This window comes from Sediminimonas qiaohouensis DSM 21189 (assembly GCF_000423645.1).
In the GTDB taxonomy this organism is placed as follows: domain Bacteria; phylum Pseudomonadota; class Alphaproteobacteria; order Rhodobacterales; family Rhodobacteraceae; genus Sediminimonas; species Sediminimonas qiaohouensis.
The window spans coordinates 16,914-32,296 of record NZ_AUIJ01000012.1 but is presented as its reverse complement, the minus strand read 5'-3'; the positions used below and the strand labels follow the sequence as shown (position 1 = coordinate 32,296).

Genomic DNA, 15,383 nt, shown 5'->3' with positions numbered 1-15,383 from the left:
GACAACGACATGCTGACCGAGAAGCGATCCGCCGCCGCGTGGTTTCGCACCCTGCGCGACGAGATCGTCGCCGCCTTCGAGGCGCTGGAGGACAGCCAGGGCGTTGGCCCCACCGCCGCGCTGCCCGCCGGCCGGTTCGAGGTGAGCGAAACGCGCCGCGCCTCGGACGATGGCAGCGACGCGGGCGGCGGCCTGATGAGCGTAATGCGCGGCGGGCGCGTGTTCGAGAAGGTCGGCGTCAACGTGTCCGAGGTGTACGGCCACCTGGGCGAGCGGGCGCAGTCCGCGATGGCCGCGCGCGGCGTGCCGGGGATGGCGGATGATCCGCGGTTCTGGGCCAGCGGCATCAGCCTGGTGGCGCATATGCAAAACCCGCATTGCCCCGCCGTGCACATGAATACGCGCATGTTCTGGACCCCCGGCGCGTGGTGGTTCGGCGGCGGGTCGGATTTGAACCCGTGCATCGAATACGCCGAGGACACCGCTCATTTCCATGCCGTCCAGAAACAGCATTGCGATCGCCACGACCCCACCTATTACCCCCGGTTCAAGGCCTGGGCGGACGAGTATTTCTATATCCCGCACCGCCACCGCGCGCGCGGGGTGGGGGGGATTTTCCTGGACGATCACAACACCGGCGACTGGCAGGCGGATTTCGCCTTTATCCAAGATGTCGGCCGCGCGTTCCTGCCCGCGTTCCTGCCGATCATCGAGGCGCGGCGCGATACACCCTGGACCGACGCCGACCGCGATGCGCAGCTTGTGCATCGCGGGCTCTATGCCGAATACAACCTCGTCTATGACAGGGGCACCAAGTTCGGCCTGGAAACCGGGCACGACGCCAACGCCGTCCTGATGAGCCTGCCGCCGCTGGCGAAATGGGTATGACCCGCGCCGCGCCGCGCTAATACGGGCGCAGGGCCAACAATCGTACGAACCTGGCAGTTGAGGGCGCGAAACGTACGCTACGTCCGTTTCGCGCCCTCACGCATCAGCCGCGAATCGCGTCGATCATGCGTTGGACGTTGTCGGGGTCGGCATCGGGGGTGATGCCGTGCCCAAGGTTGAAGATATGCGGCCCATTGCGTAGCGCCTCGACAATGTGGCGGGTCTCCGAGATCATCGCATCGCCGCCCGTAACCATATGGGATGACTTGAGATTTCCCTGCACGCAGCTATCGGGTTGCAGGTGTTTTGCCACCCATTCGGGGCTGACGGTTTCGTCCACTGCAACGCAATCTGCGCCCGTGGCGCGGGCAAAGCCGATGTATTTGTCACCCGCCCCGCGCGGAAAGGCGATGACCGGGATGCCCGGATGGCGGCGTTTCAATTCGGTGACGATGCGCGCGGCGGGATCGCGCGAATACTTTTCGAAATCTTTATCCTTGAGCGATCCGGCCCAGCTATCGAACAGTTTGACCACCTCGGCGCCGGCCTCGATCTGGGCCGAGAGGTATTCGATGGTGGCCTCGGTGACGCGGTCCAAAAGGGCCTCGAAAACGGGTTTGTTTTCCTGCTTGAGCGCGTGCGCGGGCCCCTGGTCCGGGGTGCCGCGCCCGGCGATCATGTAGGTCGCCACCGTCCAGGGCGCGCCTGCGAATCCGATCAGCGTGATGTCGCGCGGCAACTCTTGCGACAGGTTGCGCACGGTCTGGTAGATCGGCGAAAGGGTTTCGTGGATGTCGGCGACCGGGCGGAGCTGCTCCAGCTCCGCCTGCGACGTGATCGTCGAAAGCCGCGGCCCTTCGCCGGTAACGAACCATAGGTCGGCGCCAAGTGCTTGGGGAACAAGTAAAATATCGGCGAACAAGATGGCCGCGTCGAACCCGTAGCGCCGGATCGGCTGCAGCGTGACCTCGGTTGCCAAGTCACTGTTATAACACAAGGAAAGGAAATCACCTGCCTTCGCCCGCGTGGCACGGTATTCCGGCAGGTAACGCCCCGCCTGCCGCATCATCCAGATTGGTGGCACATCTTGTGTTTCACCTGCAAGCGCGCGCAATATCGTCTTTTCAGCCATGGTAATCCCCTTCGCTTAGGGCTGTCGTCACCCCCCGGCGACAAGATGTCAAGCGCCTCAGTGCTTGTCAGGACAACCTGCCGCGATTACAGGTTTTTCCATGATTGCAAACCTCCCCACCCCCGCCCAACCGCTCAGGATCGGCACGCGCGGCTCTCCGCTGGCACTGGCCCAAGCGTATGAGACCCGAGATCGGTTGTCATCCGCCTTTGACCTTGATCAGGAAGCCTTTGAAATCGTTGTCATAAAGACAACAGGGGACAAAGTGCAGGACCGGCCGCTGAAAGAGATCGGCGGCAAGGGGCTGTTCACCAAGGAGATCGAGGAGGCGCTGACATCGGGGGCGATCGACATCGCCGTTCATTCGATGAAGGACATGCCCTCGGCGCAGCCTCCGGGCCTGACCCTAGACACCTACCTGCCGCGCGAAGACGCGCGCGATGCCTTTGTTTCGTTGAAATATCAAAGCCTTGCAGAGTTGCCAGAAGGGACCCGCGTGGGCAGTTCGAGCCTGCGGCGCCGGGCGCAATTGCTGCACCGGTTTCCCCATCTCGAGGTGGTGGAATTTCGCGGCAACGTGCAGACTCGCCTGCGCAAGCTGAGCGAGGAGGTGGCCAGCGCGACGTTCCTGGCCATGGCCGGGCTGAACCGGCTGGACATGGCGCACGTGGCCCGCTCGGCCATCGCCCCCGAGGACATGCTGCCCGCCGTGGCGCAGGGCGCCATCGGGATCGAGCGGCGCGAGGATGACAGCCGCGCCGCCGAGATGCTGGCCGCGATCCACGACCACGGGACCGCGACGCTGCTGGCGGCCGAGCGCGCGTTCCTGGCCGGGCTCGACGGGTCGTGCGAGACACCGATCGGGGGGCTGGCCGAGATCACGGGCGGCACCTTGCACCTGCGCGGCGAGGTGCTGCGGCCGGACGGCTCGGAGGTGATCAGCGATGCGCGCAGCGGCCCGGTAGAGGATGGCGCCGAGATCGGCCGCGCCATGGCCGCGTTCCTGTTGACGCAGGCGGGGCGGGACTTTTTCAGCTGGCGATAGGGGGCTCTGCCCCCGTCGCCCGATGGGCGCCTCCCCCGGGATATTTCAGGCCAGAAGATGCACGGGCACAGGGCTAGCTGGTCTCGGGCGGGAGAACCTTGCCGGGGTTCATGATGCCCTTGGGATCGAGCGCGGCCTTGATGGCGCGCATCGCGTCCACGGCGACCGGGTTCTTGCGCCGGCTCATCGAGGGCAGCTTGGAGGTGCCGATGCCGTGCTCGGCCGAGAAGCTGCCGCCGAGCCTGAGCACTTCGTCCTCGACCGCCTCGTTGATGGCGTCGTGAACGGCGGTGTCATCGGTGCTTGGCCAGACGGTGAAGTGGACGTTGCCATCGCCAAGATGCGCGACCGAGATACTTTCGGCGCCGGGGTCGAGCGTGGGCAATCGCGCCTCGATCCGGGTCAGGAAGGTCGCGACCCGGTCAAGCGGCACGGCGATGTCCGTCACAACGATCGGGCGGCGCGCAAGGGCGATCTCGGCGGCGGCCTCGCGTCGGGCCCACATCGCGGCGCGCTGGCTGTCGTTCTGGGCGACAACCGCATCGAGCAGGGTGCCATCCTCGAACATCGATCCCAGCACCTCCTCGAGGTAGGACGTCAGCGGCACCTGCCCGTCGGGGCCGGGGGTGCTGTCGCGCGGGGTGGTGGTTCCGACCTCAACGAGGATGTTCACGTCATGGGGGTCATCGAACGGCTCGCGCGCGTCGTTGAAGCGGGCGAGGTGGCCCTCGATATAGGTGCGGGGCATGTATTCGAATGCCTCGACCGTGCCGCCGGTGGCCTCTTGCAGGCGATTGAGCAGGATCAGCGCCTGATCGAGGTCGGGCGCCGCGACCATCGCGGTGGCATAGGCGCGGGGTTTCGGGGCCAGCTTGAGCACCGCCGCGGTGATGATGCCCAGCGTACCTTCGGCGCCGATCATCAGGTGCCGCAGGTCATAGCCCGAGTTGTCCTTGTGCAGTTCACTCATCAGGTCCATGACGCGGCCATCGGGCAGGACCACCTCGAGCCCGAGGCAAAGATCGCGGGTGTTACCATAGCGCAGGACGTTGGAGCCGCCCGCGTTGGTGGACAGGCAGCCGCCGATCATCGCCGAGCCGCGCGCGCCGAATGTCAGCGGGAATATCAGCCCCTCGGCATCGGCGGCGTCGTGCAGGGCCGTGAGGACAACACCGGCCTCGACGATCGCGATGCGGGCAGGAGCGCGGACCTCGCGGATGGTGTTCATGCGGTCCAGCGACAGCATCAACGCGCCATCGGCCTGCGTGCCGCCCGACAGGCCGCTATTGCCCGAAACGGGAACGACGGGCGTTCCGGTTTCATGGGCCAGGCGCATCACCTTTGACACTTCGTCGGTGTTCGCCGGGCGCACTACGGCCAGCGGGCGCCAGTGGTAGATACCCGTCCAGTCGTGGGTCCAGCGGGCCATGTCCGCGCCCTCGCTGACATTAGTGGCGCCGACGATGGTCTTGACGTCTTCCAGCACGGTTCATGCTCCTGTCTGTGTCATTTGGGCGTATGATGATGTGGAAATGTGGTGACATGCAAGCGACCACGGCTTGATGATTGACCCTGGTTGACTCGGGCCCGATCAAACAGGGGGTGAAGGGCGGCGGCGGGGCAGGGGCTGAGCCGCGCATTTCGCGGCGTGCATCTTTCTGGAGACGAGGAAGCGTTTGGCCCTTGACGGGGTGGGGCAGCTTTCGTAAGTGGCATACCGGTTTTGGCGGAGTAGCTCAGGTGGTTAGAGCAGCGGAATCATAATCCGCGTGTCGGGGGTTCAAGTCCCTCCTCCGCTACCAATTCCCCTCAATAATATCGGCAACTTCCATCTATGTGGCTCTGTCTGCCGGGATGCAGAACTCGATCCGGGGTGGCGCGGGGTGGAATAATGACGCCACTGTGTCGATGCTTTCGTTGTCTCGGCGTGATTACCTCCCATTGCAGCGCGCCCGGCAAGACAGCGTTGTGCGTGCGAAATTTCGGCAACCTATCTGTTTCTCGACGTCGTTTTGACCGCGCGACATCGCTTGGTGAGTGTCACATTCCTGTAGAGAATCGACGTTAGAAGAGCGTGGAAACGTTTCCATTGAGCGTGGCCCATGACCCAGAGACCGAAAGTTACCATCAAGGATGTGGCCCGCGCGGCTGGATGCGGTGTGGCAACGGCCAGCCGTGTGCTGAACGCTTCTGGCCCGGCCAGCCCGGATGTTCGTGAGCGGGTCCAGAACGCCGCGCGCGAGCTTGGATTTTCCTTCAGCTCCAGGGGCCGCGCTCTGCAGAGCAGCCGTTCCATGACAATTGGCTGCCTCGTGCCGTCCCTGGCAAATCCTGTCTTCGCCGAAGCGGTACAGGGCGCGCAAGAAGCGTTGGCTGGCACGGGCTACCAGCTTCTAATTTCGAGTTCGAATTATGAGGCCGACGCCGACAGCGACGCGATTTCGACACTTGTCGAAAAGGAGGTCGATGGCCTGATCGTGACGATGGTCGCGCCGGCGCGCAGCAGTGCGCTTGGGTTGGCGCGTGAACGCGGCATCCCCGTTTCCCTGATGTTCCACGATCCAATAGATGGACTGCCAACAGCGCACGTCGACAATTTCGTCGCCGCGCGCGAGGTCGCGCGGCGCTTCGCCGAACTGGGCCACTGGCAGACGGCATTCCTGGCGCTGCGCTTTGCCAGTTCGGACCGGTCCCGCAATCGCTATGCGGGCTTTCACGCGGAATGCCGGGCCCGTGGCCTGCCGGATCCCACGCTCATCGAACTGAGCGAGGCCGAAGCCAACACGCCGGAGCTGCTGGCCGGTATCCTCGGCTCGCTTAATGGCGTGACCGCGATCTTCGCCTCGAACGACTTCCTCGCAATCGGGGTGCAGTCGGCCGCTCGCCTGATGGGCCGGTGCGTGCCGCGGGACCTGTCGGTCGTTGGGTTCGACGGGATCGAAATCGGCCGCCTGCTCGAAGTGCCACTGACCACCATCGAGACAACACCAGAGGCGATGGGCCGCCAGGCCGCGCAGAGCCTTCTGGACCTGATGCAGGGAGAGGCGCCCGTTCAGCATCCGCCCCTCCCTTTCACTTTTCGTGCCGGTGCCACGCTCGCGCGGCCCGGCGCGGAAAACCGTGACGACGACCAGGTTGCCCCCTGGCCGCCGTCAGTTCCCTCGCTCAAGACCGATCTCAAACAAGGATGAACTAATGAAACATACTGTTCTTTTTGCGCTTTTCGCAACTGCGATCACCGCACCGGCCTTTGCCGAAGATGCCGTCTGCTACAACTGCCCGCCGCAATGGGCCGATTGGGCCTCGATGCTGGAGGCTGTCGAAGAAGAGCTTGGCGTCCAGATGCCGCATGACAACAAGAACTCTGGCCAGACCCTGAGCCAGTTGCTGGCCGAACGCGCCAGCCCGGTGGCCGACATCGCCTATTACGGCGTCACCACCGGCATCAAGGCGAGCAGCGAAGGCGTTGCGCAGGCGTACAAGCCCGCAGGCTTCGACGAGATCCCGGACGGCCTGAAGGATCCCGAGGGCCGCTGGTTCGCCACGCACTATGGCACGCTTGGCCTCTTCGTGAACGTCGATGCGCTTGCCGGTGCCCCGGTGCCGCAGTGCTGGGCCGATCTGACCAAGCCCGAATATCGCGGCATGGTGGGCTATCTCGACCCGTCGTCGGCCTTCGTCGGCTATGCCGGCGCCGTGGCGGTGAACATGGCCAATGGTGGTGATCTGGGCAACTTCGACCCGGCGATCGAGTACTTCAACACGCTGGCCGAGAACGATCCGATCGTGCCCAAGCAGACGTCTTTCGCCCGCGTCGTGTCCGGCGAGATTCCGATCCTCTTCGACTACGATTTCAACGCCTATCGCGGCAAATACGAAGAGGACGGCAACTTCGAATTCGTGCTGCCCTGCGAGGGCTCGGTGCGCGTGCCCTATGTCATGAGCCTCGTGGCGAACGCGCCGCATGAAGAGACCGGCAAGAAGGTGCTGGATTTCATCATGTCCGATGAAGGTCAGGCGATCTGGACGAATGCCTATCTGCAGCCCGCGCGTCCGGTCGAGTTGCCGGCCGAGGTGGCAGAAAAGTTCCTGCCGGCTTCCGACTACGACCGTGCGGTTGCCGTGGACTACGCCGAGATGGAACGCGCGCAGGCGGGCTTTGGTGAGCGGTACCTCTCCGAGGTCGACTAAGCGCCACGCCGGACCGGGCGGAGCACATGTGCCCCGCCCGTTTCACAGAATGCAAGGACACTGAACAATGACGCAGCGCCACTTCGTGATGCTCTGCCTGGTGCCGCTGGCCATCTTCACCCTGGCCTTTCTGGCGCTTCCGCTGGCGCGGCTGATCATGGCGTCCAGCGAAAGCGATGCGGGCTGGGGTATCTACCTGCAGATCCTGCAAACCCCGCGATACCTGTCGACGCTGGTGCAGACGGTTGCCGTCTCGCTCGCTGTCACGGCGGCCGCGCTGGTGATCTCGACCACTGCGGGGCTGTTTCTTGTCCGTAACCGTTTCACAGGCCGCAATGCCCTGTTGTCGATCCTGACGCTGCCGCTGGCCTTTCCGGGCGTCGTCGTGGGCTTCATGATCATTCTTCTTGGCGGTCGGCAAGGCCTCGTGAACCAGATCGTGCCGGGTCATTTGGTCTTTGCCTATTCGGTTTTCGGCCTGTTCCTGGGCTATCTCTATTTCTCGATCCCGCGCGTCCTTCTAACCGTCATGGCCGCCGCCGAGAAGATCGATCCGGCCTTGGAGGAAGCGGCGCGGACACTCGGGGCGCGGCCGCACCGGATCATCCTCGACGTGCTGCTTCCCGCGCTTGCGCCGGCACTGGCCGCGGCCGGGGCGATCGCCTTTGCCACCGCAATGGGCGCATTCGGCACCGCCTTTACGCTGGCCACCGACATCGATGTGCTGCCGATGGTAATCTACACCGAATTCACCCTCTCGGCGAAGATCGCCATGGCCTCGGCCCTGTCCGTGACCCTGGGGCTGGTGACATGGATCATGTTGCTGATGGCGCGCAGCATCTCCGGACAAACCGTTGCGGCAGGAGGGTAAGCAGATGAAAACCCCTACCAAGCTCATCGCGCTGATCGTCACGCTTCTGGCCTGTGCTTTCCTGCTGATCCCGATCATCCAGTCGGTTCAGGCCGGGCTGACTGTGAACTACTTCAGGGGCCTGTCTTCCGGCCTGACGCTGAAGTGGGTCGGCGAGGTTTGGGAGCTTTATTCCGGCAGCATCTTTCTGTCGATCCGGCTGGCGCTGGCGTGCCTGGCCGTGACCCTGATCCTCGGGGTGCCGGCGGCCTATGCCCTTGCGCGCAATCCCGGCCGGGCGTCGCGCGTGTTGGAGGAATTCACCTCGTTGCCGCTGGCCATTCCCGGTCTCGCGCTGGCACTGGCGCTGCTGCAGCTCTACGGCACGTACCAGGGGTTCCGCACCAACTGGAGCTTCATTCTCGTCGGTCACGTCCTCTATACGCTGCCGTTCATGGTGCGCTCGGTCCTGTCGGTCCTTGCCACCATCGACCTGAGATCGCTTGAGGAAGGGGCAGCGTCGCTTGGCGCCCGGCCCGCGCGGCGGTTCGTCGATATCGTCGTGCCGAACGCGTTGCCGGGGATCCTCGCCGGGGCGCTGACCGTGGTGACGCTTTCGATCGGCGAATTCAACCTGACCTGGATGCTGCACACACCTTACTTGAAGACCTTGCCGGTGGGCCTTGCCGACAGCTACGCCTCGATGCGGCTGGAGGTTGCTTCGGCTTACACGCTGGTCTTTTTCGTGATGATCGTGCCGCTTCTGATGGCCATGCAATGGGCAAGCGCACGCGCCCAGAGGAATATGCAATGACACTGACCCTGACCAACATCGCCAAGACCTTTCCCGGCGGCACCCAGGCGCTTCTGCCGACGGATCTCGAGATCGCCCGGGGCGAGATCGTATCGCTGCTCGGCCCCTCGGGGTGCGGAAAATCCACCCTGCTGCGGATCGTTGCCGGGCTTGAGGCACCGGACCCCGGGGCACAAATCAGGTTCGACGGAGAGGACGTGACCCGCCAGCCGGTCGAACAACGCAGGATCGGCATGGTCTTCCAGTCCTACGCGCTGTTTCCCAACATGTCGGTGCGCGGCAACATCGGCTACGGCCTGAAGATGCAGAAACTGACTAAGGCCGAAGTCGACGTGCGTGTCGAGGAAGTCATCGCCCTGTGCCGGTTGGAGCCCTATGCCGAACGGCCGATCACCGCGCTGTCGGGCGGACAGCGCCAGCGCGTGGCATTGGCCCGCGCCATCGCGCCGCGCCCGCGCGTGCTGTTGCTTGACGAGCCGCTTTCAGCGCTGGATGCCGCGCTGCGGGGCGAGTTGCGGGACGAACTGGCGATGCTCCTGCGCCGGTTCGGCACGACCGCGATTTTCGTGACCCACGATCAGAACGAGGCCATGGCCATAGCGGACCGCGTGGCCGTGATGAACCAGGGGCAGGTCGTCCAGATCGGCACGCCCGAGGCGCTCTATCGCAAGCCCGCGACCGGCTTTGTCGCGCGTTTCGTGGGCGACGCCATGCGCCTGCAGGGCCGGGTCGAGGCGGACCAGTTGCATCTCGACGGCGGCTCGCTTCCCCTTGTCGGGGCCGCGGAAGGGCACGCCACCTACGCCCGCGCCGAGGACATCCGGTTAAACGCCGAAGGCCCGGTGGCCGCGCGCGTCGAAACTGTGACCTTTCTCGGGACCCACTACCGGATCGCGTTGTCTGGTGCCGCGCCCGGCCCGCTGTTCGCCTTGCACAGTGGCCTGAGCGCCCCGCAACCGGGCGAAACCGTGCGCCTGTCTATCGCGCCCGAAGCGATCCTGATCCTGCCCGAAGACGAGGTCGTCTGATGCCCGGGTTCATCCAGATCACCGACACGCATATCGTTCCCCGGGGCGCATTGGCCTATGGCCGCTCCGACACGGCAACCGCCCTGCAGCGGGCGATCGGGACGATCAACGCGAAGCTGCCGCTGATGGACGGAATCGACTGTGCCATCGTGACCGGCGACCTGACCGATCACGGCACGCCGGAGGAATACGCCCATTTTGCATCGCTGATGACCAACCTCGACCTGCCGTGGATGGCCATTCCGGGCAACCATGACCGGCGCGACGCTATGCGTGCGGCCTTCTCAGATCAGCCGTGGATGCCCGCGGAGGGACCAATCCACTGGACCCGGGACTTTGGGCATTTCAGCTTGATCGCCCTCGACACCCTGCTCGAGGGCGCCCATCATGGTGCGCTCGCGCCCGAGGCGCTCGCCTTTCTCGACGCCTCGCTCCGCGCCATCGGCGATCAGCCCGCGGTCGTGGCCACCCATCACCCCTGGATGCATGCCGGCAATCCGGCCATGGATGCCGACAACCTGCGCAACGGTGCCGCACTGATGAAGCGGCTCGAGGCCCACCCGGGCCAGCTCCGCATGATCTCGGGTCATGTCCACCGGGCGGTGACCGGCCAGATCGGGCGCATTCCCTGCCAGATCGCCCCAGCGCCCTGTCACGCGGTCGCGACCGACCATCGCCAGGATGTCGAGGCGGCTCTGACCCTGGAGCCGGGGGCGGTGACGGTTTACCGCTGGCAAGGCGCGGCGCATGGCGGTCTTGTCTCGGACGCCCTTCCGACAGGCACCTTCCCCGGACCCTGGCCATTTCAGGACTGACATCGTTCCCGGAGATTTCAGGCGTGGCGTTGCTTTTGTTTGGGGATGCCGGCACAGAAATTGAAGATCCCGCCATTCAAGAAATCTCAGATCTGTATCAACACATCTGGCCGGAGCTGTCTGGCGACGTTGAAAAATAGATCAACGAGCGAATTCCGTTCGTCGGCAAGGACAAATACGGCCTCATCCACGGTGGACGCGAATTCAGGCACCCTGATGCGGCGCACGGTGTCTGAGCGGTAGGTTCCGAAACGCCACATGAAGCCGCCCCCGATCCCAAGCGCGACCGCCTCGTAGACGGCATCTCTGGCCTCGGCCGCCACGGCCCAGACCCTCACCGTCGGCGCCGCCAACGTATCGAGCTATCTCGACCCCGGCCGCGACCATTCCAATGTCGGCTCGCAATTCTACTACAACGCTTTCGACACCCTGATCGGCAAGAACCACGACACGCTGGACACCGAATGGGTGCCGGCGCTGGCCACCGAATGGAAGCTGGTCGAGCCCAAGGTCATGGAACTGAAACTGCGCGAGGGCGTGACCTTCCACAACGGCGAGGCGATGACCGCGGACGACGTCGTCTTCTCGCTCAACCGCATGTACCAGGCCGATTTCCCGCCCTACGTGGTGCGCTCGCGCGATCGGCTTGGCAATTTCGTCAAGGCCGAAAAGGTCGACGAGTTGACCGTGCGCGTCAGCGTCGAAAAGGAAGAGCCGCTGTGGGAAACCCTGCTGAACCTGCAGCAGGTCATGATCATCCCCGAAGACTACACCAAGGGCCTGACAGGCGACCCGAAAGTGGCCGAACATGATGATTTCGAGGCCTTCTCGTTGGCCCCGGTCGGCACCGGCCCCTACCGCGTGGCCGAATTCGTGCCGGGCGAGCGCGTGGCCTGGGAACGTTTCGACGGCTTCTGGGGCGACAAGGCGCCGCTGGAAAAGGTCACCGTTCAGCACATCCCGGAAACCGCCTCGCGCCTGACTGCCCTGAAAACAGGCGAGGCCGATATCATCACCAACATCGCGCCCGACCAGCTGGCGCTGATCGAGGGCGACAGCAACCTGCGCACGGTAGGCAGCGCCACGCCGCTGTTTCACGTCATGATCATGAACGTGAATCACCCCAAGTTGCGCGATCCGCGCATTCGCCAGGCGATGAGCATGGCCATCGACCGCGACATGCTCAACGAGGCGCTGTGGCTGGGCAAGGCGGTGGTCCCTTCGACCCATACGCTCGAGGAATACGGCGCACTCTACATACCCGAACTGGAAACCTTCGAATACAACCCCGAAAAGGCCAAGGAGCTTTTGAAAGAGGTCGGCTATGACGGGTTCGAGATCACCTTCGACACCCACCCGACATACTACACCAATGGTCTGCTGGCCGCCCAGGCCATCACCGAGATGTGGAAGGAGGTCGGCATCAACGGCCGTGTGAACATCGCCGAGAAATGGTCCTGCGGATCGCCCGAGATGATGACCCGCAACTGGTCGAACCCGATGTATTTCGCCGACCCGTTCGGCTCTTTCGGGGTGATGTGGGCCCCGAACGGACCGTCCGAGGGCGAAGGGCGCTTCAACACCGACGCAGAATACGCCGAGATCTGGGAGCGGTTCCGTTTCTCCACCGATGTCGAGACCCGCAAGGCCGCCTATGCCGAACTGATGGAGCGCATCAAGCAGGACCCGCCGGTACTGCCGCTTTACCGTCCGTTTGAAAGCTGGGCGATGCGCAAGGACGTGAACTGGGCACCGAAGCCGGGCCACATCCCTTATGTGCTCGATCTGGGCGACCGGATTTCCGACGTTGATCGCGATACCGATCTGCGGCTCGGGGCCGAGGTGGCCGAGGCCTTCCGCGCGGTCGAGAAACCGATCTGGCACCTTAACGGAAATCACGACCGCGATCACCTGAGCGTTGCGCAGAATGAGGAACTCCTCGGTCAGTCGCTGGGTCATGAAATCCACGATATGGCGGCTGGCGCATCGCGCTGTGGCGCGCCGACAGTCGCATCCACCGCGGCGCCGATCACTCGGGCTTTGTTCTGCGCGAGGCCGACCTGCTGTGGTTGCAGCGCCTGGCCCAAGCCGCCGATCGCCCGCTCCTGGTCGTCAGCCACGTGCCGCTCTCGGGGCATTCGCAGATCGGCAACTACTACTTCCAGAACAATCCCGGCCTATCCACCTATCCGATGGCCGAGCGCGCCCGCGCGGCGCTGGACACCGGCGCTGCCGGAATTCCGCGCCCATCCCGACCTGCGGCTGACCCTCGCCACCTTGCAGCCGCCCAAGCTGCTGTTGCCGGGACGGCAGGCTCTGGTGCGCGCCGAGACGGTCGAGGTTGCCGATGCGCATGATCGCCGCCCATGATCCGGCCAGCGCCCTTCTATTCGGGGCGCCGATGCAAACGCCGCGAGAAAAAGCGCATGAAAACAACATTCTCCCGGCCGCGCCTCAAAGTCAGCTTGACCGGGTGTGACATCGCCAACGCAGCCTCGTCGCCCATTCGATCGACCGCGGAATCGCCGTCTTGCACGGCGCTGTTCTCACGAAACCGGCGTGATCGTTACCACGCCGCACGGTCGGGCAACGATTGGCGCTTGCGCGCAAACGGACGTTTCGCGGCGTGAGATGTGCGATTCGTACAGTGCCGGCCCAAGGCGGGGGCGCGCGGCGGGTCAACCGCGCGCCGGGCCCCTGCGACGGCAGGGCACATTTCGATCACATCGATTATGGCGCATATGAGATGTGGGGAACACAGGGAAGGGTGCGACCATGCAAACACGACTGACTGCCACCGCCGGGCGTCTAGGTGCCTTTATGGTCCTGGTCGCCTGCGCCGTCGCGGCCGCCGTGCCACGGGCGGCGCATGCGGGTACTCTTGAAATCCAAGCCGTCACCAAAGACGTTTGGGCTCTGGTCGGCCCGATGACGCAGCGCGATCCAGCGAACCTTGGCAACAACGCCACGTTTGGCGTGGTCGTCACCGGCGCGGGCGTCGTGTTGATCGATCCGGGCGGATCGTGGAAGGGGGCCAAGATGATCGACACCGCCATTGACACAATCACCGACAAGCCCGTGACCTATGTCATCAACACCGGCGGGCAGGATCACCGCTGGCTTGGCAACGGATATTGGCAGGCGCAGGGCGCGACCGTGATCGCGTCCGAGGCGGCGGTTGCCGATCACAAGGATCGTGGCTCGATGCAGATGACGGCGCTGGCGCAATTGATCGGGGACGGGTTGGACGGGACCGAGCCGGCCTATGCCGATGTCACCTTTGACACCGATCATTCGCTTGATGTCGGCGGTTTCACCTTCGAGATCATGCATCGCGGCCAGGCGCACACGCCCGGCGACAGTTTCGTCTGGCTGAAAGATCGCAGCGTGATGTTCACCGGGGACATCGTCTATGTCCAGCGCATACTGGGGGTCGGCAGCCAATCCAATGTTCGGAGCTGGATCAAGGCCTTCGAAGCGATGGCGGCATATGCCCCCGCCCATGTTGTGCCGGGGCACGGCCCTGCCACGACGCTTGAGCAGGCACGCCGCGACACCTACGACTACCTGGTGAACCTGCGCACCCGGATCGGCACCCTGATAGACGAGGGCGGCGACATCATGCAGGCACCGAAGGTGGACCAGACGGCCTTTTCCTATTTGGCGCAGTTCGACAGCCTGGCGGGGCGCAACGCGCAAACCACCTATGAACAGATGGAGTGGGAATAGGATCCGCTGCCCGCCGCGACCGGCGCTCAGGGCGCGTCATGGCTGCCGGGGAACCGGATCGCGCTGATGTCGGCCATGAAGAACGGAAAATAGTCGTCGGTGCCGAACATGTTGCCCGCCTCGACCCGGTGGGCAAGGCGGTAGCCGCCAACCTTGCGGAAGTCCGAGAGGTATCCGCCGAACGGCTGCAACCGGTGCACCTTTTGCGGGTTCGCGTTGCTCCAGCGCTGAAACGCTACTTGAACGGGCCGCCCTTCAGTATCGACGGTGATATCAACGGATTGCGTCAGCGCCTCGTGGCTGACGGTGACGCGGGCGGTGTCGCCATCCACGGGCGCCCATGTGATCCCCGGCCCCGGCAGCAGCGCGGCGGGGGACCAGAACGCCGCCTCGGCCACGTACCGGCCAAAGGCCGATCTTTCGTGATCGGACGTGCCGCCCATTCGCGCGACCGGGATCAGCCAGAGCATGCGAAAGCGGGTCCAGCGCCCGGTATCCGACCCCGATAGCGGCAGTCCACCAAGCGTTCGCATCGACCAGACGAACCCCTCGGGCACGGCAAGGATCTGGCGTGCTTGCATGGGCTGATAGCGCGGATCGTCCTTTGTTCCGAGGCTGAACCGCCCGGTCATGTCGATCTGGACAACCGGCAAGAGCGGCGTGCCGGGCGCGATGGTGTAGCCGAAGTATCGCCGGGCCGGCTCTGGCAGGTCCGCGACCATGGAGTCGGAAAAGCGCCGGGGATCTTCGGGTTGAAGCGCGGCCAAACGCCGCCATTCCGCCGCATCGGCGCGTTTGTCGTATAGCGCAAGCCAGATCAGGCCAGCCAAAACGACAGCCAACACGATAGCCAGCGCCACTACGAATTTCATGCGATACGCCTCCTGTCTG

Annotated in this window: 14 protein-coding genes and 1 tRNA gene; 11 read left to right on the top strand and 4 right to left on the bottom strand. The window is 64.4% G+C overall.

Annotated elements, in window-relative coordinates:
- Positions 1 to 9 precede the first annotated feature (9 nt).
- Positions 10 to 888, top strand: coding sequence for an oxygen-dependent coproporphyrinogen oxidase (gene hemF, locus G568_RS0111230; protein ID WP_026758126.1), 879 nt, complete (start codon positions 10 to 12; stop codon positions 886 to 888).
- Between the two features lie 103 nt (positions 889 to 991).
- On the opposite strand, the gene hemE is transcribed toward hemF, so the two are convergent.
- Positions 992 to 2,020, bottom strand: coding sequence for a uroporphyrinogen decarboxylase (gene hemE, locus G568_RS0111225; RefSeq protein ID WP_026758125.1), 1,029 nt, complete (start codon positions 2,018 to 2,020; stop codon positions 992 to 994).
- 100 nt (positions 2,021 to 2,120) lie between these two features.
- Here hemE and hemC point away from each other — a divergent pair, with 100 nt between their 5' ends.
- The gene (hemC, locus tag G568_RS0111220) at positions 2,121 to 3,065 is read left to right on the top strand and encodes a hydroxymethylbilane synthase (RefSeq protein ID WP_026758124.1); all 945 of its coding nucleotides are present in this window, start codon (positions 2,121 to 2,123) and stop codon (positions 3,063 to 3,065) included.
- Positions 3,066 to 3,138: 73 nt separating this feature from the next.
- Here the strand turns inward: hemC and G568_RS0111215 are convergent, their stop codons facing one another.
- Positions 3,139 to 4,494 (bottom strand): FAD-binding oxidoreductase, encoded by a 1,356-nt coding sequence (locus G568_RS0111215; protein WP_084627392.1) that lies wholly within the window; start codon positions 4,492 to 4,494, stop codon positions 3,139 to 3,141.
- 296 nt (positions 4,495 to 4,790) lie between these two features.
- Between G568_RS0111215 and G568_RS0111210 the strand changes: the two genes are divergently transcribed.
- From G568_RS0111210 to G568_RS0111180, 7 genes are all read left to right on the top strand, one after another.
- A tRNA-Met gene (locus G568_RS0111210) sits at positions 4,791 to 4,867 on the top strand.
- Between the two features lie 300 nt (positions 4,868 to 5,167).
- Entirely contained in the window at positions 5,168 to 6,256 is a 1,089-nt protein-coding gene (locus G568_RS0111205) for a LacI family DNA-binding transcriptional regulator (protein WP_026758122.1), read from the top strand.
- A gap of 4 nt (positions 6,257 to 6,260) precedes the next feature.
- The gene (locus tag G568_RS0111200) at positions 6,261 to 7,256 is read left to right on the top strand and encodes an ABC transporter substrate-binding protein (RefSeq protein ID WP_026758121.1); all 996 of its coding nucleotides are present in this window, start codon (positions 6,261 to 6,263) and stop codon (positions 7,254 to 7,256) included.
- 67 nt (positions 7,257 to 7,323) lie between these two features.
- Positions 7,324 to 8,127, top strand: coding sequence for an ABC transporter permease (locus G568_RS0111195; RefSeq protein WP_026758120.1), 804 nt, complete (start codon positions 7,324 to 7,326; stop codon positions 8,125 to 8,127).
- Between the two features lie 4 nt (positions 8,128 to 8,131).
- A complete protein-coding gene (locus G568_RS0111190; RefSeq protein WP_026758119.1) occupies positions 8,132 to 8,920 on the top strand; it encodes an ABC transporter permease in 789 nt (262 codons plus the stop codon).
- Positions 8,917 to 9,948 carry an ABC transporter ATP-binding protein gene (locus G568_RS0111185; RefSeq protein WP_026758118.1) on the top strand — a complete coding sequence of 344 codons (1,032 nt, stop codon included), beginning with the start codon at positions 8,917 to 8,919 and terminating at the stop codon, positions 9,946 to 9,948. Before G568_RS0111190 ends, G568_RS0111185 begins: the two co-directional genes overlap by 4 nt.
- Entirely contained in the window at positions 9,948 to 10,763 is an 816-nt protein-coding gene (locus tag G568_RS0111180; RefSeq protein ID WP_026758117.1) for a phosphodiesterase, read from the top strand. Before G568_RS0111185 ends, G568_RS0111180 begins: the two co-directional genes overlap by 1 nt.
- Positions 10,764 to 10,849: 86 nt before the next feature.
- On the opposite strand, the gene G568_RS20280 is transcribed toward G568_RS0111180, so the two are convergent.
- Positions 10,850 to 11,086: a hypothetical protein gene (locus G568_RS20280; RefSeq protein ID WP_157084386.1), complete on the bottom strand. Its 237-nt coding sequence runs from the start codon at positions 11,084 to 11,086 to the stop codon at positions 10,850 to 10,852.
- A 145-nt stretch (positions 11,087 to 11,231) separates the two neighbouring features.
- Here G568_RS20280 and G568_RS18710 point away from each other — a divergent pair, with 145 nt between their 5' ends.
- Together G568_RS18710 and G568_RS18705 are read left to right on the top strand one after the other, a co-directional pair.
- On the top strand, positions 11,232 to 13,133 hold the full coding sequence (locus G568_RS18710; RefSeq protein WP_245582933.1) for an ABC transporter substrate-binding protein: 1,902 nt from the start codon (positions 11,232 to 11,234) through the stop codon (positions 13,131 to 13,133).
- Between the two features lie 405 nt (positions 13,134 to 13,538).
- Positions 13,539 to 14,492 carry an MBL fold metallo-hydrolase gene (locus G568_RS18705; protein ID WP_051202929.1) on the top strand — a complete coding sequence of 318 codons (954 nt, stop codon included), beginning with the start codon at positions 13,539 to 13,541 and terminating at the stop codon, positions 14,490 to 14,492.
- A gap of 26 nt (positions 14,493 to 14,518) precedes the next feature.
- On the opposite strand, the gene G568_RS0111155 is transcribed toward G568_RS18705, so the two are convergent.
- On the bottom strand, positions 14,519 to 15,364 hold the full coding sequence (locus G568_RS0111155) for a DUF6544 family protein (protein ID WP_026758116.1): 846 nt from the start codon (positions 15,362 to 15,364) through the stop codon (positions 14,519 to 14,521).
- Positions 15,365 to 15,383: the final 19 nt, after the last annotated feature.